This is a genomic window from Pseudomonas reinekei (assembly GCF_001945365.1).
In the GTDB taxonomy this organism is placed as follows: domain Bacteria; phylum Pseudomonadota; class Gammaproteobacteria; order Pseudomonadales; family Pseudomonadaceae; genus Aquipseudomonas; species Aquipseudomonas reinekei.
Genome location: NZ_MSTQ01000002.1, coordinates 318231 through 340265, shown reverse-complemented (window position 1 = coordinate 340265; position 22035 = coordinate 318231). Strand labels below are relative to the sequence as shown.

Below are 22035 nucleotides of genomic sequence, written 5' to 3'. Positions count from 1 at the left end.
CGAATAACGATAACGCGGCCTACCTGCCCGCCACTCGCCACAAATACCACGCAGCCACCGTCCGATAAGGGCTCCACGCCAACCCGATTTCAATCATCTGCTTGCGCGTTGGTTGCACCTCCAGCCCCTTGAGCTTTCGATAACCCTCACGCACGCCAAAGTCGTCGGCCGGCAGGATGTCCGGGCGTTCCAGGCTGTAGATCAACAGCATTTCAACCGTCCAGCGACCTACGCCCGGCAGGGTGATCAGGCGTTCGATCAACGCTTCATCGTCCATGGCCAGGGCCGTGGCGTAAGCCGGTACCACGCCGTCCAGTGCGGCCTGGGCAATGCCCTGGATGGTTGCGATCTTGCGGGCGGAAAAGCCGCAACTGCGCATCCGGTCAAAATCGGTGGCAACCAGTTGTTCAGGTCGGGGAAATGTCTGCCCTGGAAACAACGCCAGCATCCGTCCGACAATCGCATCACCCGCCTTGGCGTGCAGTTGCTGGTACGCAATCGCCCGCACCAGCGACTCATACGGATCGCGCGCGGCGTGGGCTTGATGCAGGCACGGGCCGACGGCGGCGACATGGCGTTGCCAGTCGTCGTCGATGGACGCAAGGAACCGGGTGGCGGGTAAATAAGGCTCGGGCATCAAGCATCCTTGCGGGTTGACAAAACAGCGTGCGGTCAAAAAGCCAGTTGCCGGGTGATCTGACGCGCGGCACTTTCCAGCCTGAGCAGAAACGCCTTGCGCGGCTGTCCTCCACCATAGCCCGTCAGCGAGCCGTCCGCACCGATTACCCGATGGCAAGGCACGACAATCGAAAGACGGTTCTGCCCATTGGCCAGGCCCACCGCACGACGGGCTCCGGGCTTACCGAGCCTGGCCGCAATCGTGCCGTAAGTGGTGGTCTGGCCGTAGGGAATGGTCGCCAGTTCAGCCCATACCTGGCGGGCGAATTCGCTGCCGGGAAGGTGCAGCGCCACCTTGAATTGTTTCAGTTGGCCGCTGAAATACTGCGCCAGCTCCTGTTCGATTTGCTGCAGATGCAGGTTGTGTCCGGGCGCCACGGCGTAGCCATAGCGGTTCTGCAGTTCTTCGACTTCCCGGGTCAGCGCCGGACGGTCGAGAAACTCGAGCAGCACCAGACCACGGCGTTCGGCCATGGCGATCATCGGTCCCAGTGGCGTGGTCAGGCGGGTGAACAACAGTGGCTCGCTGTTGGCGGCGCGTCCCGGGGTGGTGTGAAAGGACTTTTTGAAGGCATCGCGAAAGCCGCTGAGGGATTCGTAGCCGCAGTCGAACGCCGCGCTGTCGATGGAATCGCCCTGCTTGATTCCACCCAAAGCCATGCCCAGGCGCCGGGTGCGCAGCCAGGCATGGAAGGTCATGCCGAAATGCTGTTTGAACCAGCGACGCAACTTCAGCGGCTCGATGCCTTCGGCCAGTAGATGGGCATCGGTCCAGCGCTGTTCGGGACCGGCGTCTACCGATTTGAGCAGCGCGTGCACCCAGTCCGGCGCAATGGCGGCGGCGTCCAGTGGCTTGCACCGCAGGCAGGCGCGGTATCCCGCCGACAGGCATTCATCGGCGTGGGCGAAGAACTCGACGTTCTCCGGTTTCGGCTTGCGCGCCGTGCAACTGGGGCGGCAGAAAATTCCGGTGGTCTTGACCGCAGTAAAGAACACCCCCTCGTAGGCGGTGTCGCGGTCGAGCATGGCGCGGACCATCTCGGCATGGGGCGGAAGTAGCGTGCTGTGCAGGTTCATGGGTTGAGCTTAAGGCCGGCGGCGGAACGTCTCCACCGGAAAATCGACAGAGAATTACGCACAGACGCCCCGGGCTCAGATCGACCGTTGATTGACCCGCTTCGACAGCGCTTCAGCGCTCTCCTTGCGCGGGCTTGACCCCTTCGCGATCCGGCGGTGACGACGCACCCGTCAGACACCATGCCTTGAGTTTCATTTGGCGAATTTCCTGGCCCCGGCGACACACAGGATTACCGCGACCGTTACGCCGAGCATGCCGATACTGACATGCTCGTGCAGCAAGGTGGCGGCCAGTGCCAAACCGAAGAACGGTTGCAGCAGTTGCAGTTGCCCGACAGCGGCAATCCCGCCTTGGGCGAGGCCGCGATACCAGAACACGAAGCCGATCAGCATGCTGAACAGCGAAACGTAAGCCAGGCTGAACCAGGCCGGTGCGCTGATCCCGCTGAACGAATCCGGCATCCGCCACCAGGTCAGCGCCGCCATCATCGGCAATGCCAGTACCAGCGCCCAGGAAATCACTTGCCAGCCGCCCAGCGTGCGGGACAACTTTGCGCCTTCGGCATATCCCAGGCCACAGGCGAGAATCGCCAGCAGCATCAGAATGTCGCCTTGGGGGGAGGCGCTCAGGCCCTGGGATACAGCAAAACCCACCACCAGCACACTGCCCAGCACCGAGAAGAGCCAAAACACCGGCCGCGGGCGTTCGCCACCGCGCAACACGCCGAACGCGGCGGTGGCCAGCGGTAACAGGCCGACGAACACAATGGAATGCGCTGACGTCACGTATTGCAGGGCCAGCGCGGTCAACAGCGGAAAACCCACCACCACGCCCAGCGCCACGATGATCAGCGGCACAAGCTGATGGCGTGCAGGGCGTTTTTCCTTGAACAACAGCAGCAGGCTCAGCGCCAGAAACGCCGCGAGGGTGGCGCGAGCCACGGTGAGGAACACCGGATCGAACTCCAGCACCGCCACCCGCGTCGCTGGCAGTGAGCCGCTGAAAATCACCACGCCGATCAGTCCATTCATCCAGCCGCTGGCGTTGCTCTCCAGCGGCCGGTTTTGCAGGTTCGAAGTCCGTTCCATTTGGCTCTCGCTTATTGTCTGGTTGCCGGAAAGTCATGGTAGGGTTGGGTTATCGATACAATCAAAAAATTGTCATGGATACATCCCGGCATGCCTCGATCCCGCTATAAAACCCTGGTTGATACCTTCGCCGTCGACATTCGCTCGGGGCGTTTGCCACCGGGTACGCGGCTGCCGACCCACCGCCAACTCGCCACCGAGCAAGGTCTGGCGTTGGTCACGGCCAGCCGGGTGTATGCCGAGCTTGAGGGCATGGGCCTGGTAAGTGGTGAAACCGGGCGCGGGACATTTGTCCGGGAGACGTCGCTGCCGCCTGGCCAAGGCATTTCTCAGTCCGTGGTGGCGGCGGGGATGGTCGACCTCAATTTCAACTACCCGTCATTGCCGGGTCAGGCTGACCTGTTGCGCCAGGCGCTGCGTCAGCTTGCATTGTCCGGCGACCTGGAGTCGCTGTTGCGTTATCAACCCCACGCCGGGCGGCTGCATGAGCGGGCTTCGGTGGCCCGCCACCTGGGCGAGCGTGGCCTGAACGTATCGGCCGAACAGGTGTTGATCGTCAGTGGTGCCCAGCATGGTCTGGCCGTGGTGATGATGACGCTGCTCAAACCTGGCGACGTGATTGCGGCTGACGCGTTGACTTATCCGGGATTCAAGACATTGGCCGAAACGCTGCACCTGGAGGTGCTGCCCATTCCTGTCACGGCCAACGGGCCGGATTTATCGGCCTTGGACAAACTGTGTCGCAGTCGCCCGGTGCGGGCCGTGTACTCGATGCCCACCTTGCATAACCCGCTGGGTTGGGTGATGGACACCGCGCAGCGCGAGCGCTTGGTGGCGATTGCGCGTCAGCATGACCTGATGATCATCGAGGACGCGGCCTACGCCTTTCTGGCCGAGAATCCGCCACTACCCGTGGCGGAGATGGCGCCGGAAAGGACGGTTTACGTTTCCGGTTTATCCAAGAACATCGCCACCGGGTTTCGCGTCGGTTTTGTCGCGGCACCTCTGCATTGGGTCGCGGGATTCGAGCGCACGGTGATGGCGACGACCTGGAACACGCCGGGGGTAATGACAGCGATCGCCACCGCCTGGCTCGATGACGGCACCGTCTACCAACTGGAAGCGCAAAAACGTGCGGATGCGCAGGCCCGACAAGCCTTGGCGCGCGAAGTGCTGACGGGGCTGGAGACGGTCACTCATCCGTCTTCGTATTTCATCTGGTTGCCATTGGCCGAAGACGCCCGCGCCGACCAGATCGCCATGGCGCTGATGCGCGAGCACGTGTCGGTGTCGCCCGCCGAACCCTTTGCGATCACCCCGCATGTACCACACGCCATCCGCCTGGCGCTGGGCTCGGTGGACATGGACTCGCTTCAACAAGCGTTGCTGAAAGTGAAAAGGGTGGTGGGGTATTACGCGTAGCGCAGGGCAGTTTTCTTCAATACACCCATCGCCGGGCTCTTTACCTTGGGGCTTGGTTCAATTGACGAGAGTAGGTGTGCGATGAGTTTGATCATGTCCATGGCGGCGTTTGCGTTGGCCGCGTCGATCACCCCGGGGCCGGTGAATATTGTCGCCTTGAGTTCGGGGGCGCGTTTCGGCTTCAAGGCCAGCCAGCGGCATGTGGCCGGGGCGACCCTTGGGTTCGTGTTGCTGCTGGTGTTGATGGGTTTGGGGCTGCACAAGTTGTTGCAGCTGTGGCCCGCCATGACCCAGGTGGTGCAATGGGCCGGCGTGGCGTTTCTGTTGTACATGGCCTTTAAACTGGCCGCCGACAACGGGCAGCTGGAGGCGAAGGATTCAGCGCGCGCACCGTCGATGCTGTACGGCGCCGTCATGCAATGGCTCAACCCTAAGGCCTGGCTGGCCTGCGTGGCTGGCATGGGCGCATTCGTCGCCGATGGCGAGGCACGGCTGGTGTGGCAGTTTGCGGCGATCTATCTGGTGATTTGCTATCTGTCGGTCGGCTGCTGGGCCTATGCCGGTACGTTCTTGCGCGGCTACCTGAACAACCCGGCGGGCATGCGCTGGTTCAACCGGACGATGGCGTTGTTGCTGGCGGTGAGTGCGGTTTATCTGGTATTGCCCGAAACCCTGTAGGCGCCAGCAAGCCGGCGCCTTCGAGGAGCCGATCGGTTCAGCCACGATACTGTCCCGGTGTCGCCGCCAAATGCTGTTTGAAGGCCCGCTGGAAATGCGCCTGATCGGCAAAGCCCGCTTCCAGTGCCACGTCGGCGATCAGCTTGCCGTGGCGCAGTTGATCACGGGCGAACTGGATGCGCCGGTTGATCAGAAAGGCGTGGGGCGTCATGCCGTAATGCTGCTTGAATGCGCGGATCAGGTAGGACGGCGACAACTGCGCCGCTTGGCAAATATCTTCGAGCTTGAGCATCTGCGTGCAATGTTCACGGATGAATTCGGCAGCGCGTTCCAGTTTGAAATTCGGTTCGCGCAGTAACTGCTCGACGGGATTGAGGTGTAGTTGCACGTCAGTGAAAAACTCAATCGCTACGCTTTGTTTGCGCAATACGTCCTGCTGCGGATCGACCAGCACTTCATACAACCCCTGCAGCCCCGCAAACAGCTCGGGGTCAGCGGTATGGGTGATCGCGAAACGGCGGAACGCCAGGTCATCGCTGAACCCCAGCTGATGCTGCAATTCGGTCAGCCACGCGGTTTCGACATACAGCATCAAGTACGACCAGGGCTCGTCGTTGATCGGATTGCAGGCATGGACATCGGCGGGGTTCATCAATACCACGGTGCCGGCGCTGACTTCGAAGTGCGCCTGCTCGTGGATGTAGGTGCTGCGCCCGGCGGTGATCGCACCGATGGAAAAGTGCTCGTGGGAATGCCGGGTGTAGCAGACCTCGCGGCCATCGGCGATGGCGCGCGCCTCGATGAAGGGCAGGGCATCGTCGCGCCAGAAACGCGGGGCTTTATCGGTGTCCCGGGGCTTGGAGAGTTTCATGGTCAGTCCTTGGCAGCTTCGCCACGGAGTGTATTAGCTCTCACCGTTAAAGGCTCGCTGCAACGCGGCGATATCGAGTTTTTTCATCTGCATCATGGCCGCCATGGCGCGCTGGGATTTGCTCGTGTCGGGATCTTTGAGCATGTCCATCATCGTTATCGGGACGATCTGCCATGAAACACCGTACTTGTCCTTGAGCCAGCCACATTGCTGAGCCTCGACCGGACCGCCGGCAGACAGCCTGCCCCAAAAGTGGTCGACCTCTTCCTGGGTCTGACAATTGACCTGGAACGAGATCGCCTCGTTGAACTTGAAGTTCGGCCCACCATTGAGGCCGGTGAACGTCTGTCCGTCGAGTTCGAAGCTGACCGTCAGCACTGAACCTTCCGCGTGACCATGAACCTCTTGGCCAGCCTTGCCGTAGTGGGTGATGGCAGTGATTCTGGAGTGGTCGAAGATCGCGCAGTAGTACTTCGCAGCCTCTTCCGCCTGGCCATCGAACCACAGGCAGGGGGTGAGTTTTTGAACGTGGAGCATGGCGGGTCTCCCTGGAAGGTTTTTGCATGCTGGACTAACAGCGTAGCCAGCCTCGGCCTGGCGGGTGTTGCCGTAGATCGATAAAGGTGCAAGCAAATGTTGTAAAAAATAGTCGGTATGACCATTGGTCGAGTCATAAAGACTATTTTTGTATGGGGTCGTTATGACTGCTTTTCATTAAGTGGTTGATTAACAAAGGCTGAATAGCTGGCACGGGACTTGATACGTCTGCAGTACAACTGAACGGCTACAGGAGTACGGAAAATGTTCCATTTCTTCAGCAATGCTCAGAACGTTCTGCAACTGTCCAACCGTGTGCTCGTTGTCGGCCTGGCGATGCTGCTGGCCGGCATCTACGGTGCTTACCTCTACGAGGGGAATCTGTCGATCCTGGCGCTGGTGTCGTTGCATGCCATGACCATCGTAGGGCCGACGCTGCTGAAAATCGGCTACGTCATGCGCCTGCTGTCCCAGCACCGGTTGAGTAAACCTCTGGGCCGGGCGCTGGCCTGATGCGCAATCTGGCGGCTGCTCCCGTTTTCAGTCTTGGCTTTCGTCCGTTCTTTCTGGCGGGAGCCGCGTTCGCCGCGCTGGCGGTGGCGATCTGGGCCTTTTGGCTATACGGCCGATTGCCCGGCGCGAACCCATTGGGCGGCATGCTTGCCTGGCATCGGCATGAAATGCCGTTCGGCTTCGCCGTGGCAATCATCGCCGGGTTCCTGCTGACGGCGGTACCGAACTGGACGGGGCGTCCGGGGCTCAAAGGCTGGCAGTTGATCGGGCTGGTGCTGGTCTGGCTATTGGCGCGACTTGCCTGGTTTCTGCCTGTGTCGCCGACTGTGTTGCTGTGGTTGCAACTGCCGTTTTTACCACTGCTTGTGTGGGTGCTGGGCCGCGATCTGGTGGCAGCCGGCAAGCGTGAGAATTACCCGGTTTTGTTGATGATCACGCTGCTGGCCGGATGTCAGGCGATGACGTTGTGGGGCCTGCGGATCGATGATATCGGCCTGCAACGGCGTGGTGTGCTGGCGGCGTTGTGGTTGGTCGGTGCGTTGATGAGTGTGATTGGCGGGCGCGTTATCCCATTCTTTATTCAGCGTGGCTTGAATCTGCCGGCTTTACCGGCAGCCAATCCCTGGCCAACCCGGGTGTTGCTGGTGAGTGGGTTGTTTGTGGCGCTGACATTCGCGCTCGGCTTGCAGGATGTGCCCAGGCGCTGGATGGCGGCAGTGTTTGGGTTGATGGGGGTTCTGCATGTGTTTCGGCTGTGGCGTTGGCATGACCGAGGTCTGTGGCGGGTGCCACTGTTGTGGTCGTTGTATTTATCTTATGTCTGGTTGGTAGTGGCGATTGTTGCCATGGGTTTGTGGCACCTGGGCTTGATGCCGCAGCAGAGTCTGGCGACTCATTCGCTGGCGGTGGGGGGCGTGGGTGGGTTGATTCTGGCGATGATCGCGCGGGTGAGTCTGGGACATACCGGACGGTTGTTGCAGCCATCCAAGGGGATTGTCTTGGGGTTTGGCATGATTCTGCTGGCTGGGGTGTCGCGGGTTTTGCTGGTGCCGGTTTCCGGGTTGGGACTTGGGGTTTCGGCGCTGTTGTGGTGTCTGGCGTTTGGGGTGTTTTTGCTTTGCTTCACGGGGATTTTGCTCAGGCCCCGGGTTTAAGTCGGCCTATCTGTTTTGCTCTCCCTCAGTGACCGGTGGTCGATACGCCCCGGTCATCCAGTCAATTTGCGCTTAGCTGTAGGGATAACCCAAGGCGCGCGCAGATCCCCGTTCAACACAGCGACGCCCCTTCAGAACACCGTGAGTCTGAGGACCATCGCAATGTTGACCCTGAATATCAATGGCAAGGACCAGGAGCTGGATGTCCCCGCGGACATGCCGTTGCTTTGGGTCTTGCGCGATGTTGCGCACCTGACCGGAACCAAGTTTGGCTGTGGCATGGCCCAATGCGGAGCCTGCACCGTGCACGTCGATGGCACGCCGCTGCGTTCCTGCATTACGCCCGCCACGGCGGTGGCCCACGGGCAAAAAATCCTCACCATCGAAGGGCTTTCCCTCGACGGTTCGCACCCGGTGCAGCAGGCCTGGACCGAGCTCGATGTGGTGCAGTGCGGCTATTGTCAGTCAGGCCAGATCATGGCGGCCGCGGCATTGTTGGCGAAGATCCCCAAGCCAACGGATACCGACATTGATCAAGCACTGTCGGGCAATATCTGCCGTTGCGGCACCTACCCAAGAATTCGTGCGGCGGTCAAACGCGCCGCCGAGCTGGGTTGAGGTGGCCATGAACAATCTCAATCCGTTATCGCGTCGCGGTTTCCTCAAAGGCACGGCTGTGTTGGGTGGTGGGCTGGTCGTCGCGTTTGTCATCCCCGGTGGCCATCGTTTTGCCGGGGCGGCGGAAAATCAGGGCAACGTCTTTGCACCCAATGCGTTCCTGCGTATCGGCAATGACAACACCGTCACGGTATTGCTCGGCCATTCGGAAATGGGCCAGGGCATCTGGACGGGCCTGACCATGTTGATCGCCGAAGAACTGGACGCCGACTGGTCGACAATCAAAGTCGAGCATTCGCCAGCCTCGGCCGCCGATTACGGCATGGCCGGGTTCGGCGGGATGCAGATCACCGGGGGGTCGACCTCGACCTGGATGGAGTTCGATCGCTATCGCCTGGCGGGCGCGGCCGCGCGGCTGATGCTGATCGAGGCGGCCGCCAAGCGTTTCAACGTGCCGCCGTCGCAGATTCGTACCGAGTCCGGCGTGGTCATCGCCGGCGACCAGCGCGCCACGTACGGCGAGTTGGCCGATCATGCCGGCAAGCTGCCCGTGCCGGACCCAGCGTCAATCGAGCTCAAGCAGGCCAAGGACTGGAAGCTCATTGGCAAACCCACCAAACGCCTCGACACGCCGGAGAAAATCACCGGTCGGGCGAAGTTCGGCATGGACGTGCAGTTCGACGGCTTGATGACCGCCATGGTCGCCCGTTCGCCGGTATTCGGCGGCAAGGTCAAATCCTTCGAAGGTGCTGAAGCGTTGGCGATCCCCGGCGTCCACAAAGTGCTGCAGGTGCCCACGGGTGTGGCGGTGATCGCCGATCATTACTGGGCTGCGAAGCTGGGCCGCGATGCCCTGCACGTCGAGTGGGACCTGGGGCCGAATGCCGGGCTCGACAGCCAAAAACTGTTGGAGCGCTTTCGCAAACTTGCCGCCACCCCCGGCTTGCCGGCCAGCAAGGCAGGGGACACCAAGGCTGCACTGGCCAAGGCGACGAAGACGCTCGAAGTCGAATACAGCGTGCCTTACCTGGCCCACGCACCGATGGAGCCACTCAACTGCACCGTGAGCATCACCCAGGACAAATGCGAGATCTGGACGGGCACCCAGTTCCAGACCCTGGACCAGATGATCGCCGGGAAAATCACCGGTCTCAAACCCGAGCAGGTCGAGATCCATACCGAATTCCTCGGTGGCGGTTTCGGTCGGCGGGCCAACCCGACCTCGGACTTTGTCGCTGAAGCGGTGTACGTGGCCAAAGCGGCCGGCGGTCCGGTCAAAACCGTGTGGGCGCGGGAGGATGATATCCGTGGCGGTTACTACCGCTCGGCCTTCCTGCACCAGGCGCAGGTCGGCCTGGGGGCCGATGGAATGCCGGTGGCGTGGCAGCATGTGATGGTCGGGCAGTCGATCATGGCCGGCACTTCATTTGAAGCGACCATGGTCAAGGACGGCATCGATAAAACCTCGGTCGAAGGCGTGGCGGACAGTCCCTACCTGGCGGGAATGACCAACCATCAGGTTGATCTTCACTCGCCGCAAACCGGCATCAGTGTGTTGTGGTTGCGCTCGGTGGGGCACAGTCATACGGCTTTCGTCATGGAGTCGTTGATCGACGAGTTGGCCAGCGCGGCGGGCAAGGATCCGGTGGAGTACCGACGAACACTGCTTAAAGAGCATCCGCGTCACCTGGGCGTATTGAACCTGGCCGTGGAAAAAGCCAACTGGAAGGCTCCGCTACCGGACGGCCATGCCCTGGGCGTGGCGGTGCATGAATCATTCGGCAGTTACGTGGCGCAGGTGGCGGAGGTGTCCCAGGACAATCTGGCGATCCGCGTGCATCGTGTGGTGTGCGCGGTGGATTGCGGGATCGCGGTCAACCCGCAGAGCATCGCCGCACAAATGGAATCCTGCATCGCCTTCGGCCTGGGCTTTACCTTGCACAGCCACCTGACGTTCAAGGATGGCCAGGTGGTGCAATCCAACTACCACGACTATCAAGTGCTGCGGCTCAACGAGATGCCGGTGGTTGAAGTGCACATCGTGCCCAGCAGCGACAAACCCGGTGGCATCGGCGAAGCCGGCGTACCGCCCACGGCGCCGGCAGTGGCCAATGCGGTGTTCGCCTTGACCGGTCAGCGGCTGCGCGAGCTGCCACTGCAATTGTCGGGGGTGTGAAATGAGACGCCATCATTGGTTGCTGGGTTCGCTGACCCTGTTCTGCCTGTTTGTCTACACAACGGAGCTATTTGCCGAAGACAAGGAGGCCCTGAAAGCATTCGACACGGTGCGACAAGTCTTCCAGAGCCCCCGCTGCCAGAATTGCCACATTCCTGGCGATTCGCCGTTGCAATTCGATGCCGGAACACCCCACGCGATGAACGTGGTGCGCGGGATGGACGGCAAAGGGGCGGCCGGTTTGCCCTGCGCCAGCTGCCACGCCGAAGCCAATCCTCCGGCCAGCTACGGCCCCAAGGCGCCACCGGGCGCGCCGCACTGGAGCCTGCCGCCAGCGGCCCACAAAATGGCCTGGATTGGCCTGCCACCCGATCAGCTGTGCAGCATGATCAAGGACCGCAAAACCAACGGCGACCGCGATTTCGCAGCGCTGATCAAGCATGTCAGCGAGGACAAACTGGTGCTGTGGGGCTGGAATCCGGGCGGCAATCGCGCACCGGTGCCAGTCGCGCACGATGTTTTTGTCACGCAATTCAAGCTTTGGGCCGATGCCGGTGGCCCGTGCCCGGTGAGGTAGCTGACCAACGGCCTGTGAACAGGGAGTCAAACCCGCTATCGGGTGCTCTAAAGAACATACCCGCCACTGGAGTATGTGATGCTGATTTCCGGCAAGCTGCACAAGAAAAGCGTCTGCGCCGATCCTTTGCGCACGCCCGCACAGGAGCGCGAGTTGTTGCGCGACCTGGCCCGCAAGGCTGAGCAGGAGTTGACGGGCGTGCAGATGGCAAGCATGGATGAGTTGACCCTGCTGTCCAATCGCCATGGTTTTCTGGCGTTGGCTCAAAGGGGACTGGATGCCTGTTCTCAGCTGGAACGGCCTGCGACGCTGCTGTTCTTCAACCTCGATGATTTCAAGCGTATCAACTACTTATTCGGGCGAGGCGAGGGCGACGATGCCCTGAAAACCTTTGCGGATGTGCTGCGTATTGGCTTCAGGGAAAGCGATGTGATCGGCCGGCTGGAAGGCGCGACCTTTGTCGCGTTATTGACGGGCTCCGGCAGTGTCGATCTTACGGCGATCAAGGCGCGGTTCGAGGAAATGCTCGATGAGCGCAATGCCACGTTGCATCGTGGCTATGACATCAGGTTCAGCATTGGACAGATCGAATACGACCCTGCCGCGCATGGTTTGGTAGAAGCGCTTTTGGCTGAGGCGCAAGCGATGTTGGGCCGCTAGATTTGTGCTGAATTGGCTGGCCCTTTCGCGAGCAGGCTCGCTCTCACATTTGATCAGCGGCGCTCACAATTCCCTGTGGAAGTGAGCGTGCGCGCGATGAGGTCCTTACAACCACCACCTACTTGGCAAAGAGCTGCCCAATATCCTTGAACGCCTTGAATTCCAGCGCATTGCCGCACGGATCGAACAAAAACATCGTCGCCTGTTCCCCCACCAATCCCTTAAAACGAATCCCCGGTTCAATCACGAAGCGCGTCTCCAGCGATTGCAATCGCTCGGCCAATGCCTCCCACTCCGCCATCCCCAGCACCACACCGAAATGCGGCACCGGCACGTTGTGACCGTCGACAGCATTGGTATGGGCAGCTTCCTGCGAGGCGTTCTTCGGCGCCAGGTGAATCACCAGTTGATGACCGAAAAAATTGAAATCGACCCAGTGATCACTGGAGCGGCCTTCTTCGAGGCCAAATACCGAACCATAAAAGTGCCGCGCGGCCGCGAGGTCGTAAACGGGAATGGCCAAATGAAAAGGGGAAAGTTGCATCGGACTAGCCTCGGTCATGTGAAGTCAGATCGAGTTTAGCCTTGTGCAATTTGATCGAAAGACGATAGTTTTTGCGCCGAGCTCAAATTATTTCGATTAATCGAGGGCGATCATGCTGCGAGAACTGAAAACCTTCATCGCGGTGACGCGCCACGGCACGTTCGCAGCGGCCGGTATGCACATTGGCCTGACCCAGTCGGCGGTCAGCGCGCAGATGCGCAACCTGGAGCAGGCCCTTGGCATTCAGCTGTTCGATCGCACCGGGCGCCAGGCTTTGCTCAATGCGGCGGGCCAGCGTGCGCTGCCGATGGCGCGGGAAATCCTCGAGACTTTCAACCGCATGGCGGTCAGCGATGACGTCAGCCAATACCGTGGCGAATTGAAGATCGGTGCCGTGGCGACTGCGCAAACCGGGTTACTGCCTCAGGCGCTGTTACGTTTGCGTCAGCAGGCACCCTTGCTGGAGCCGAAATTGGTGCCTGGCGTTTCGCTCAACCTATTGAGCCAGGTGGACACCGGCGAAGTGGACCTGGCGATCCTGATCAAGCCGCCGTTTGAGCTGCCCAAGGAGTTGTCGGCGCACGTGATCCGCCGCGAGGCCTTCGTGCTGATCGTGCCGGCGGACCTCGAAGGGGACGACCCGCTGACGTTACTCGCTGAACATCCCCATGTACGTTACGACCGCAACTCGTTCGGCGGCCGATTGGTCACGCGGTTTCTAAAGGAACAGCAGATTGACGTGCACGTCGCCCTGGAGCTGGATGAGCTGGAGGCAATCGTGAAAATGGTCGAGTGCGGTTTGGGCGTGTCATTGCTGCCCGAAGCCGGGCTGTGGCTTGACCATGGAGCAAAGGTGCGGGCGATTCGTTTGGGCGAGTTGACGTTTTACCGGGAGATTGTCCTGTTGCAGCGTTACAGCCAGCGCAAGCAGCCGATCCAGCAGTTGTTTGCGAGCTGCCTTTCACAACACCCACCCCTGTGTTTGCCTGCTGAATCCAAGGCATAAAAAAACCCGCCATAACAGGCGGGTTTTTTATCGGCTAACCGAAGATCACTCTTCGATGTTGCCCATGGCCGTGGTGTTGAAGCCACCGTCCACGTACATGATTTCACCGCTGATGCCGGACGCCAGGTCCGAGCACAGGAAGGCGCCGGCGTTGCCGACTTCGTCGATGGTGACGTTGCGACGCAGCGGGGTTTGCGCTTCGTTGGCGGCCAGCATCTTGCGGAAGTTCTTGATGCCGGAAGCGGCGAGGGTGCGGATCGGGCCAGCCGAGACGCAGTTAACGCGGGTACCGTCCGGGCCCAGGGAGCCGGCCAGGTAACGCACGCCAGCTTCCAGGGAAGCCTTGGCCATGCCCATGACGTTGTAGTTCGGCATGGTGCGCTCGGCGCCGAGGTACGACAGAGTCAGCAGGCTGCCGTTGCGGCCTTTCATCATTTCGCGACCGGCTTTGGCCAGGGCCACGAAGCTGTAGGCGCTGATGTCGTGAGCTATGCGGAAACCTTCACGGGTGGTGGCTTCGGTGAAGTCGCCGTCCAGTTGGTCGCCCGGCGCGAAGCCCACGGAGTGCACGATGCAGTCCAGGCCATCCCACTTCTTGCTCAGTTCTTCGAAGACCTTGGCGATTTCTGCATCGCTGGCCACGTCGCACGGGAAGCACAGCTCAGGGCTCGAACCCCAGCCTTGTGCGAACTCTTCGACACGACCCTTGAGTTTGTCGTTCTGATAAGTGAAGGCAAGCTCAGCGCCCTCGCGATGCATGGCGGCAGCGATGCCGGATGCGATGGACAGCTTGCTGGCGACACCGACGATCAGTACGCGCTTACCGGCGAGAAAACCCATGTGTTGCTCCTCTTTTCAGGTTATTGCGCAGTGGCTGGTGCCAGGAAAGCGGCCTCCAGCAACTGCTGTGTATACGGATGTTGGGGGGCGGCAAAAATGCTTTGCGCGTCTCCCTGTTCGACCACTTGGCCATGCTTGACCACCATCAGCTGGTGGCTCAGCGCTTTCACCACAGCCAGGTCATGGCTGATAAACAGATACGTCAGGTTGTACTTGCTTTGCAGTGAACGCAAAAGCTCCACCACTTGGCGTTGCACGGTGCGGTCGAGGGCCGAGGTCGGCTCGTCCAGCAGAATCAACGCCGGTTTTAGCACTAACGCGCGGGCAATGGCGATTCTCTGCCGCTGCCCACCGGAAAATTCGTGGGGGTAGCGGTTCCGGGTTTCCGGGTCCAGACCGACCTCCTTGAGTGCCGCAATGATCGCTTGTTCCTGTTCCGCCTCGGTGCCGATCTTATGGATCCGCAGGCCTTCGCCGACGATCTGGCTCACGCACATCCGTGGACTCAGGCTGCCAAACGGGTCCTGAAACACCACCTGCATCTCTCGACGCAGCGGCCTGACTTGTTGCTGCGTCAGGCAGTCTAGCTGCTTGCCTTCAAAACGGATGGCGCCGGTACTGCCGATCAACCGCAAGATCGCCAGCCCCAACGTCGATTTACCGGAACCGCTTTCTCCCACAATCCCCAGGGTCTGGCCCTGGGGCAGGCTGAAATTGATGCCGTCCACCGCTTTGACGTAATCCACCGTGCGCTTGAGCAGGCCTTTCTTGATCGGGAACCAGACTTTCAAGTCCTCGACCGTCAGCATCGGCGGGCCGATTTCATTGGTCGCCGGTGTGCCGCTGGGCTCCGCTGCCAGCAGGATCCGAGTGTACGGATGCTGCGGCGCGCGGAACAACTCTTCGCACGATGCCTGTTCGACGATGCAACCGCGCTGCATGACACATACGCGATGCGCAATTCTTTTCACCAGGTTCAAATCATGGCTGATCAGCAGCAAAGCCATGCCCAGACGCGCCTGCAACTCCTTGAGCAATTCGAGGATTTTCAGCTGAACGGTCACGTCCAGGGCGGTGGTTGGTTCGTCGGCGATCAACAGCTCCGGCTCATTGGCCAGGGCCATGGCGATCATCACGCGCTGACGCTGGCCGCCGGATAATTCGTGGGGCAGGGCTTTGAGGCGCTTTTGCGGCTCGGGAATGCCGACCATCTCCAGCAGCTCCAGGGTGCGCCGGGTCGCGATCTTGCCGGTCAGGCCCTTGTGGATGCCCAGCACCTCGTTGATCTGCTTCTCGATCGAGTGCAGCGGGTTGAGCGAGGTCATCGGCTCCTGGAAGATCATCGCAATCCGGTTGCCGCGGATGTGGCGGATGGTCTTTTCCTTCAGGTCCAGTAAGTTCTGGCCGGCATACTCAATGGTGCCGGAGGGATGCCGGGCCAGCGGGTAGGGCAGCAGGCGCAGGATCGAGTGCGCGGTCACCGATTTGCCGGAACCGCTTTCGCCCACCAACGCCAGGGTTTCGCCACGCTTGATGTCGAAACTGACGCCCTCCACCACGCGCTGACTGCGGTCACCGACAACGAATTCGACGGCGAGGTCGCGCACTTCGATCAGATTGTCCTGATTCATTTCACTTCCTCGGGTCGAAGGCATCGCGAGCGGACTCGCCGATAAACACCAGCAAACTCAACATCAACGCCAGCACGGCAAACGCGCTCATGCCCAGCCACGGCGCCTGCAGGTTGGATTTGCCCTGGGCCACCAGCTCACCCAGCGACGGGCTGCCGGCCGGCAAGCCGAAGCCGAGAAAATCCAGAGCCGTCAGCGTGCCGATGGCGCCGGTCAGGATGAACGGCATGAAGGTCATGGTCGAGACCATGGCATTGGGCAGGATGTGGCGAAACATGATCGCGCCATTTTGCATGCCCAGGGCCCGCGCCGCACGCACGTATTCCAGGTTACGCCCACGCAGGAACTCTGCGCGCACCACGTCCACCAGGCTCATCCAGGAAAACAGCAGCATGATCCCCAGCAGCCACCAGAAATTCGGCTGGACGAAACTGGCGAGGATGATCAGCAAGTACAGCACCGGCAACCCGGACCAGATCTCCAGAAAGCGCTGCCCCGCCAGATCGACCCAGCCGCCATAAAAGCCCTGCAACGCGCCGGCGATCACGCCGATCAGCGAGCTGAGCAGGGTCAGCGTCAGGGCGAACAGCACTGAGATGCGGAAGCCATAGATCACCCGCGCCAGCACATCGCGGCCCTGGTCGTCGGTGCCCAGCAAATTGTCCGCCGAGGGCGGTGCCGGTGCCGGGACTTTGAGGTCGTAGTTGATGCTCTGGTAGCTGAACGGGATCGGCGCCCACAGCACCCAGGCGTCCTTGGCCTTGAGCAGTTCGCGGATATACGGGCTCTTGTAGTTGGCTTCCAGCGGGAATTCGCCGCCGAAGGTGGTTTCCGGGTAGCGCTTGAGCGCGGGGAAGTACCAGCCATTGTCGTAGTGCACCACCAGCGGTTTGTCGTTGGCGATCAGCTCGGCGCCAAGGCTGGCACCGAACAGGATCAGAAACAGCCACAGCGACCACCAGCCGCGCTTGTTGGCCTTGAACAGTTCAAAGCGGCGGCGATTGAGAGGGGACAGGTTCATCTCAATGCTCCCGGCTTTCGAAGTCGATGCGCGGATCGACAAAGGTGTAGGTCAGGTCTCCGATCAGCTTCACCACCAGTCCCAGCAAGGTAAAGATGAACAGCGTGCCGAACACCACCGGGTAATCACGGTTGATCGCGGCTTCGAAACTCATCAGGCCCAGGCCGTCGAGGGAGAAGATCACTTCGACCAGCAGCGAGCCGGTGAAAAAGATCCCGATGAACGCCGACGGGAAACCGGCAATCACCAGCAGCATCGCGTTGCGGAACACGTGGCCGTAGAGCACGCGATGGTGGGTCAGGCCCTTGGCCTTGGCGGTCACCACATACTGCTTGTTGATCTCGTCGAGGAAGCTGTTTTTGGTCAGCAGGGTCATGGTCGCGAAGTTGCCGATCACCAGCGCCGTCACCGGCAGCGCCAAGTGCCAGAAGTAGTCGAGGATCTTGCCCCCCGTGCTCAGCTCATCGAAGTTGTTCGAGGTCAGCCCGCGTAACGGGAACCAGTCCAGATAACTGCCGCCGGCGAACACCACGATCAGCAGGATGGCGAACAGGAACGCCGGAATTGCATAGCCGACGATGATCGCCGAACTGGTCCAGACATCGAAGTGGCTGCCGTGTCGCGTGGCCTTGGCGATCCCCAGCGGGATCGACACCAGGTACATGATCAGCGTGCTCCACAGCCCGAGCGAGATCGACACCGGCATCTTTTCCTTGATCAGGTCGATGACCTTGGCATCGCGGAAAAAGCTGTCGCCAAAATCCAGCGATGCATAGTTCTTGACCATGATCCACAGACGTTCCGGCGCCGATTTGTCGAAGCCGTACATGTGCTCGATTTCCTTGATCAGCGCCGGGTCCAGGCCCTGGGCGCCGCGATAGGCGGACCCGGCCACCGACACTTCGGCACCGCCGCCGGCAATGCGGCTGGTGGCGCCTTCGAAGCCTTCGAGTTTGGCAATCATCTGTTCCACCGGCCCGCCGGGGGCGGCCTGGATGATCACGAAGTTGATCAGCAAAATGCCGAACAAGGTGGGAATGATCAGCAACAGTCGCCGAAAAATATACGCCAGCATCTGATTACTCCGTGCCCGCAGGGTCGGCTTGCAATTTGGTTTCGATCTCTATGGCCGGTTTGGCATCGGGCTTGACCCACCAGGTGGCCGTGCCGATGTCATATTTAGGCGAGACCTTCGGGTGGCCGATGTGGTTCCAGTAGGCCACGCGCCAGGTTTTGATGTGCCAGTTGGGGATCACGTAATAGCCCCATTGCAGCACGCGGTCCAGTGCACGGGCGTGGGCGACCAGGCTGGCACGGGAGTCGGCGTTGATCAGTTGTTCGACCAACTGGTCCACCACCGGGTCTTTCAGACCCATGGAATTGCGGCTGCCGGGTTTGTCGGCGGCTGCAGTCATCCAGAACTCACGCTGTTCGTTGCCCGGCGAGTTGGACTGCGGGAAGCTGCCGACAATCATGTCGAAGTCCCGTGAGCGCACGCGGTTGACGTACTGCGAGACGTCGACCCGGCGAATCACCAGCTCGATGCCGAGGTCGCTGAGGTTGCGTTTGAACGGCAACAACACCCGCTCGAATTCGGTCTGGGCCAGCAGGAATTCGATGCTTACCGGCTTGCCGGTGGCGTCGACCATCTTGTCATCGACGATACGCCAGCCAGCCTCTTGCAGCAGTTGATAGGCCTTGCGTTGCTGGGTGCGGATCATGCCGCTGCCGTCGGTGACCGGGTTCTGGAACGCCTCGGTAAACACCTGCTCGGGGATCTTGCCGCGGAACGGTTCGAGGATCGCCAGCTGATTGGCGTCCGGCAGGCCGGTGGCGGCCATTTCCGAGTTCTCGAAATAACTGCGGGTGCGCGCGTAGGCGCCGTTGAACAACTGCTTGTTGGTCCATTCAAAATCCAGCAACAGCGTCAGGGCCTGGCGCACGCGCACGTCCTGGAATACCGGCCGGCGCAGGTTGAAGACGAAGCCTTGCATGCCGGTGGGGTTGCCGTTGGGGATCTGTTCCTTGATCAAGCGACCTTCGGTGACGGCCGGAACGTTGTAGGCGTTGGCCCAATTCTTCGCGGTCATTTCCAGCCAGTAATCAAACTGCCCGGCCTTGAGCGCTTCGAGGGCCACGGTGTTGTCACGGTAATAGTCGGTGGTCATGACATCGAAGTTGTAGAAACCGCGATTCACCGGCAGGTCCTTGCCCCAGTAATCCTTGACCCGTTCATAGCGCACCGAGCGCCCGGCCTTCACTTCACTGACTTTGTACGGCCCGCTGCCCAGCGGGGCTTCGAGGTTGCCCTTGTTGAAGTCGCGGTTCGCCCACCAATGCTTGGGCAGCACCGGCAACTGGCCGAGGATCAACGGCAGTTCGCGGTTGTTGCTGTGCTTGAACTTGAACAGCACTGTCAACGGGTCTTCGGCAACCACGTCGGCGACGTCGTTGTAGTAGCCGCGGTACATCGGCGCGCCATCCTTGATCAGCGTCTGGAAGCTGAACACCACGTCTTCGGCACGCACCGGATGGCCGTCATGGAAGCGCGCTTCGGGCCGCAGGTAGAAACGCACCCAGTCGTTGTTCGGGGCTTTTTCCATCCTGGCCGCGATCAGACCGTACTCGGTGAAGGGCTCGTCAAGGCTTTGCTTGGCCAGGGTGTCGTAGATCAGGTCGATGTCGTTGGCCGACATGCCTTTGCTGATGAACGGGTTGAGGCTGTCAAAGCCGCCGAACCCGGCCTGACGGAATTTGCCGCCCTTGGGGGCATCCGGATTGACGTAGTCGAAGTGTTTGAAATCCGCCGGGTACTTCGGTGGTTCGTTGTACAGGGTCAGGGCGTGTTGCGGGGCGGCGCAGGCCAACCCGGCGAACAGCAGGGCGCCGGCCTGCAAGAGCAGGGCGCTGATGGCTTTCATCGATCTTTCTCCGAAGATTTCAGCCACCACGCGCTCAGGCCCAGGGTGTAGGGCGGCGTGGTGACGAAGGCAAACCGGTTGCGGTACGCCAGGCGGTGATAATTGAGGTACCAGTTGGGAATGATGTAGTGCTGCCACAGCAGCACCCGGTCGAGGGCCTTGCCGGCGGCGACCTGCTCGTCTCGGGTCTTGGCCGCGAGCAGTTGGTCGAGCAGTTGGTCGACCATCGGATTGGCGATACCCGCGTAATTTTTGCTGCCCTTGACCGCGACCTGGCTGGAGTGGAAGTACTGCCACTGTTCCAGTCCGGGGCTGAGGGTCTGGTTGAGGGTCATCAGAATCATGTCGAAGTCGAACTGGTCGAGGCGCTGTTTGTACTGGGCGCGGTCTACCGTGCGCAGCTTGGCGTCGATGCCGATGCTGGCGAGGTTTTCGACGTAGGGCTGAAGGATGCGTTCCAGGTTTGGATTGACCAGCAGAATCTCCAGGCGCAACGGCTGCCCGGACGCGTTCTGCAGGCGTTGGCCATTGAGCTTCCAGCCAGCCTCGGCGAGCAGGCTCAGGGCTTTGCGCAGGGTTTCCCGGGGGATGCCCTGACCCTGGGTTTGCGGCAGGCTGAACGGCTCAGTCAGCAAACGGGCGGGCAGTTGCTCGCGGTACGGCTTGAGCAGTAGCCATTCATGGCCGACCGGCAGGCCGGTGGCAGAGAACTCGCTATTGGGGTAGTAACTCATGGCGCGCTTGTAGGCGTCGCTGAACAGTGTGCGGTTGGTCCACTCGAAGTCGAACATCATCCCCAGAGCCTCTCGAACCCGCGCCTCGGCAAACGTCGGGCGACGGCTGTTCATGAACAGGCCCTGGGTCTGGGTGGGGATCTGGTGCGGTATTTGCGCCTTGATCACCTCGCCACGGCGGATTGCCGGAAAGTTGTAACCGCTGGCCCAGTTCTTGGCCTGGTGCTCGATGTAGATGTCGAATTCGCCAGCCTTGAACGCCTCGAACGCCACGTCGCTGTCTCGATAGAACTCGACTTCCATGCGGTCGACGTTGTACTTGCCGCGGTTGACCGGAAGGTCCTTGCCCCAGTAGTCCTTGACCCGTTCGAAAACGATCTGCCGCCCCGGCGTCACCGAAGTGACGCGATACGGCCCGCTACCCAGTGGCGGTTCGAAGGTCGTGGCCTTGAAGTCTCGGTCTTTCCAGTAATGCTGTGGCAGCACCGGTAGCTCGCCAAGGCGCAGGATCAGCAGCGGATTGCCGGCACGCTTGAACACGAAACGGATGCGCTGCGAATTGAGAATGTCGACCCGCAACACTTCCTGAAGATTGGTGCGGTACTGCGGATGGCCTTCCTTGAGCAGCAAGCGGTAAGAGAATGCCACGTCGTAGGCGGTGATCGGCGTGCCATCGTGGAAGCGTGCTTGCGGTCGCAGGTTGAATACCACCCAGCTTCGGTCCTCGCTGTACTCGACCGATTGGGCGATCAGGCCATAGCTTGAGGTGGGCTCGTCGCCGGACGGCGCGTATTGCCCGGTGCCGACCATCAGCGGTTCGTTCAGCTCGTTGATGCCGTACTGCAGGAAGTTCGGCGTGGCGACCGGGCTGGTGCCCTTGAAGGTGTAAGGATTGAGCGTATCAAACGTGCCAAATGCCATTACCCGCAACGTACCGCCCTTGGGCGCTTGCGGGTTGACCCAGTCGAAGTGGGTAAATCTGGCCGGATACTTGAGCGTGCCGAACTGCGCATAACCATGGCTTTCGCTGATCGTCGCGCTTGCGGTGGAGCTCAAGGCCAGGCTGATCAGGAGCGGGAGCAGGGGACGCTTCAAATAAGAAATCCGATCCAGGCGGCTTGGGCTTTGTGGCCCGTACAGTAACAGCTTGTATGGACAGGAAAAAGACGGGGGTTTAATGCGTTGTTAATTGCCAAGGGGTTGAGCCTGCAAGCGGGAAATCTGTGGCGAGGGAGCAAGCTCCCTCGCCACAGCGTTTGCCAAACTACAAAGTCAAAAAAAGCCCCTG

At 60.8% G+C, this 22035-nt stretch carries 21 protein-coding genes; 9 read left to right on the top strand and 12 right to left on the bottom strand.

Annotated elements, in window-relative coordinates:
- Positions 1-19: 19 nt before the first annotated feature.
- The 3 genes from BVK86_RS04005 to BVK86_RS03995 form a co-directional block, all read right to left on the bottom strand.
- Positions 20-637 (bottom strand): DNA-3-methyladenine glycosylase family protein, encoded by a 618-nt coding sequence (locus BVK86_RS04005; RefSeq protein WP_075945199.1) that lies wholly within the window; start codon positions 635-637, stop codon positions 20-22.
- A 35-nt stretch (positions 638-672) separates the two neighbouring features.
- On the bottom strand, positions 673-1755 hold the full coding sequence (locus tag BVK86_RS04000) for a bifunctional transcriptional activator/DNA repair enzyme AdaA (protein WP_075945198.1): 1083 nt from the start codon (positions 1753-1755) through the stop codon (positions 673-675).
- Between the two features lie 192 nt (positions 1756-1947).
- Complete coding sequence (locus BVK86_RS03995; RefSeq protein WP_075945197.1) at positions 1948-2844, bottom strand: DMT family transporter; 897 nt, start codon at positions 2842-2844, stop codon at positions 1948-1950.
- A 90-nt stretch (positions 2845-2934) separates the two neighbouring features.
- Between BVK86_RS03995 and BVK86_RS03990 the strand changes: the two genes are divergently transcribed.
- Together BVK86_RS03990 and BVK86_RS03985 are read left to right on the top strand one after the other, a co-directional pair.
- A complete protein-coding gene (locus BVK86_RS03990; protein WP_075945196.1) occupies positions 2935-4266 on the top strand; it encodes an aminotransferase-like domain-containing protein in 1332 nt (443 codons plus the stop codon).
- 81 nt (positions 4267-4347) lie between these two features.
- The gene (locus tag BVK86_RS03985; RefSeq protein WP_075945195.1) at positions 4348-4944 is read left to right on the top strand and encodes a LysE family translocator; all 597 of its coding nucleotides are present in this window, start codon (positions 4348-4350) and stop codon (positions 4942-4944) included.
- A 37-nt stretch (positions 4945-4981) separates the two neighbouring features.
- Here the strand turns inward: BVK86_RS03985 and BVK86_RS03980 are convergent, their stop codons facing one another.
- Together BVK86_RS03980 and BVK86_RS03975 are read right to left on the bottom strand one after the other, a co-directional pair.
- Positions 4982-5815: a helix-turn-helix transcriptional regulator gene (locus BVK86_RS03980; RefSeq protein WP_075945194.1), complete on the bottom strand. Its 834-nt coding sequence runs from the start codon at positions 5813-5815 to the stop codon at positions 4982-4984.
- 33 nt (positions 5816-5848) lie between these two features.
- Positions 5849-6352, bottom strand: a complete 504-nt coding sequence (locus BVK86_RS03975) for a VOC family protein (protein WP_075945193.1) — start codon at positions 6350-6352, stop codon at positions 5849-5851.
- A 264-nt stretch (positions 6353-6616) separates the two neighbouring features.
- Here BVK86_RS03975 and BVK86_RS03970 point away from each other — a divergent pair, with 264 nt between their 5' ends.
- The 6 genes from BVK86_RS03970 to BVK86_RS03945 all read left to right on the top strand — a co-directional run bounded on the left by BVK86_RS03970 (position 6617) and on the right by BVK86_RS03945 (position 12050).
- On the top strand, positions 6617-6865 hold the full coding sequence (locus BVK86_RS03970; RefSeq protein ID WP_075945192.1) for a transmembrane sensor/regulator PpyR: 249 nt from the start codon (positions 6617-6619) through the stop codon (positions 6863-6865).
- Positions 6865-8019: an NnrS family protein gene (locus BVK86_RS03965; protein WP_075945191.1), complete on the top strand. Its 1155-nt coding sequence runs from the start codon at positions 6865-6867 to the stop codon at positions 8017-8019. Before BVK86_RS03970 ends, BVK86_RS03965 begins: the two co-directional genes overlap by 1 nt.
- Positions 8020-8181: 162 nt before the next feature.
- Positions 8182-8637: a (2Fe-2S)-binding protein gene (locus BVK86_RS03960; RefSeq protein WP_075945190.1), complete on the top strand. Its 456-nt coding sequence runs from the start codon at positions 8182-8184 to the stop codon at positions 8635-8637.
- A 7-nt stretch (positions 8638-8644) separates the two neighbouring features.
- On the top strand, positions 8645-10813 hold the full coding sequence (locus BVK86_RS03955; protein ID WP_075945189.1) for a xanthine dehydrogenase family protein molybdopterin-binding subunit: 2169 nt from the start codon (positions 8645-8647) through the stop codon (positions 10811-10813).
- 1 nt (position 10814) lies between these two features.
- Complete coding sequence (locus tag BVK86_RS03950) at positions 10815-11390, top strand: hypothetical protein (protein WP_075945188.1); 576 nt, start codon at positions 10815-10817, stop codon at positions 11388-11390.
- A 78-nt stretch (positions 11391-11468) separates the two neighbouring features.
- A complete protein-coding gene (locus BVK86_RS03945) occupies positions 11469-12050 on the top strand; it encodes a GGDEF domain-containing protein (RefSeq protein WP_075945187.1) in 582 nt (193 codons plus the stop codon).
- A 118-nt stretch (positions 12051-12168) separates the two neighbouring features.
- On the opposite strand, the gene BVK86_RS03940 is transcribed toward BVK86_RS03945, so the two are convergent.
- Positions 12169-12594 (bottom strand): VOC family protein, encoded by a 426-nt coding sequence (locus BVK86_RS03940; protein WP_075945186.1) that lies wholly within the window; start codon positions 12592-12594, stop codon positions 12169-12171.
- 112 nt (positions 12595-12706) lie between these two features.
- Here BVK86_RS03940 and BVK86_RS03935 point away from each other — a divergent pair, with 112 nt between their 5' ends.
- Positions 12707-13600: a LysR family transcriptional regulator gene (locus BVK86_RS03935; protein WP_075945185.1), complete on the top strand. Its 894-nt coding sequence runs from the start codon at positions 12707-12709 to the stop codon at positions 13598-13600.
- Positions 13601-13645: 45 nt separating this feature from the next.
- On the opposite strand, the gene fabI is transcribed toward BVK86_RS03935, so the two are convergent.
- Genes fabI through BVK86_RS03905 form a run of 6 tightly spaced genes read right to left on the bottom strand, consistent with a single transcriptional unit; the run spans position 13646 to position 21830 of the window.
- Entirely contained in the window at positions 13646-14440 is a 795-nt protein-coding gene (gene fabI, locus BVK86_RS03930) for an enoyl-ACP reductase FabI (protein ID WP_034146538.1), read from the bottom strand.
- Positions 14441-14460: 20 nt separating this feature from the next.
- Positions 14461-16071 (bottom strand): ABC transporter ATP-binding protein, encoded by a 1611-nt coding sequence (locus BVK86_RS03925; protein ID WP_075945184.1) that lies wholly within the window; start codon positions 16069-16071, stop codon positions 14461-14463.
- A gap of 1 nt (position 16072) precedes the next feature.
- Positions 16073-17092: an ABC transporter permease gene (locus BVK86_RS03920; RefSeq protein WP_075945183.1), complete on the bottom strand. Its 1020-nt coding sequence runs from the start codon at positions 17090-17092 to the stop codon at positions 16073-16075.
- Between the two features lies 1 nt (position 17093).
- Positions 17094-18167, bottom strand: coding sequence for a microcin C ABC transporter permease YejB (locus BVK86_RS03915; protein ID WP_075945182.1), 1074 nt, complete (start codon positions 18165-18167; stop codon positions 17094-17096).
- A gap of 4 nt (positions 18168-18171) precedes the next feature.
- A complete protein-coding gene (locus tag BVK86_RS03910; protein ID WP_075945181.1) occupies positions 18172-20013 on the bottom strand; it encodes an extracellular solute-binding protein in 1842 nt (613 codons plus the stop codon).
- Positions 20010-21830, bottom strand: a complete 1821-nt coding sequence (locus BVK86_RS03905) for an extracellular solute-binding protein (protein WP_408002997.1) — start codon at positions 21828-21830, stop codon at positions 20010-20012. Before BVK86_RS03905 ends, BVK86_RS03910 begins: the two co-directional genes overlap by 4 nt.
- Positions 21831-22035: the final 205 nt, after the last annotated feature.

Coding starts and splice junctions, on each gene's coding strand:
- BVK86_RS03980 (WP_075945194.1), bottom strand. CDS start 5,815: ATGAAACTCTCCAAGCCCCGGGACACCGATAAAGCCCCGCGTTTCTGG.
- BVK86_RS03950 (WP_075945188.1), top strand. CDS start 10,815: ATGAGACGCCATCATTGGTTGCTGGGTTCGCTGACCCTGTTCTGCCTG.
- BVK86_RS03920 (WP_075945183.1), bottom strand. CDS start 17,092: ATGAACCTGTCCCCTCTCAATCGCCGCCGCTTTGAACTGTTCAAGGCC.
- BVK86_RS03985 (WP_075945195.1), top strand. CDS start 4,348: ATGAGTTTGATCATGTCCATGGCGGCGTTTGCGTTGGCCGCGTCGATC.
- BVK86_RS03995 (WP_075945197.1), bottom strand. CDS start 2,844: ATGGAACGGACTTCGAACCTGCAAAACCGGCCGCTGGAGAGCAACGCC.
- BVK86_RS03965 (WP_075945191.1), top strand. CDS start 6,865: ATGCGCAATCTGGCGGCTGCTCCCGTTTTCAGTCTTGGCTTTCGTCCG.
- BVK86_RS03925 (WP_075945184.1), bottom strand. CDS start 16,071: ATGAATCAGGACAATCTGATCGAAGTGCGCGACCTCGCCGTCGAATTC.
- BVK86_RS03940 (WP_075945186.1), bottom strand. CDS start 12,594: ATGCAACTTTCCCCTTTTCATTTGGCCATTCCCGTTTACGACCTCGCG.
- BVK86_RS04005 (WP_075945199.1), bottom strand. CDS start 637: ATGCCCGAGCCTTATTTACCCGCCACCCGGTTCCTTGCGTCCATCGAC.
- BVK86_RS03975 (WP_075945193.1), bottom strand. CDS start 6,352: ATGCTCCACGTTCAAAAACTCACCCCCTGCCTGTGGTTCGATGGCCAG.
- BVK86_RS03960 (WP_075945190.1), top strand. CDS start 8,182: ATGTTGACCCTGAATATCAATGGCAAGGACCAGGAGCTGGATGTCCCC.
- BVK86_RS03915 (WP_075945182.1), bottom strand. CDS start 18,167: ATGCTGGCGTATATTTTTCGGCGACTGTTGCTGATCATTCCCACCTTG.
- BVK86_RS03955 (WP_075945189.1), top strand. CDS start 8,645: ATGAACAATCTCAATCCGTTATCGCGTCGCGGTTTCCTCAAAGGCACG.
- BVK86_RS03910 (WP_075945181.1), bottom strand. CDS start 20,013: ATGAAAGCCATCAGCGCCCTGCTCTTGCAGGCCGGCGCCCTGCTGTTC.
- fabI (WP_034146538.1), bottom strand. CDS start 14,440: ATGGGTTTTCTCGCCGGTAAGCGCGTACTGATCGTCGGTGTCGCCAGC.
- BVK86_RS03990 (WP_075945196.1), top strand. CDS start 2,935: ATGCCTCGATCCCGCTATAAAACCCTGGTTGATACCTTCGCCGTCGAC.
- BVK86_RS04000 (WP_075945198.1), bottom strand. CDS start 1,755: ATGAACCTGCACAGCACGCTACTTCCGCCCCATGCCGAGATGGTCCGC.
- BVK86_RS03970 (WP_075945192.1), top strand. CDS start 6,617: ATGTTCCATTTCTTCAGCAATGCTCAGAACGTTCTGCAACTGTCCAAC.
- BVK86_RS03945 (WP_075945187.1), top strand. CDS start 11,469: ATGCTGATTTCCGGCAAGCTGCACAAGAAAAGCGTCTGCGCCGATCCT.
- BVK86_RS03935 (WP_075945185.1), top strand. CDS start 12,707: ATGCTGCGAGAACTGAAAACCTTCATCGCGGTGACGCGCCACGGCACG.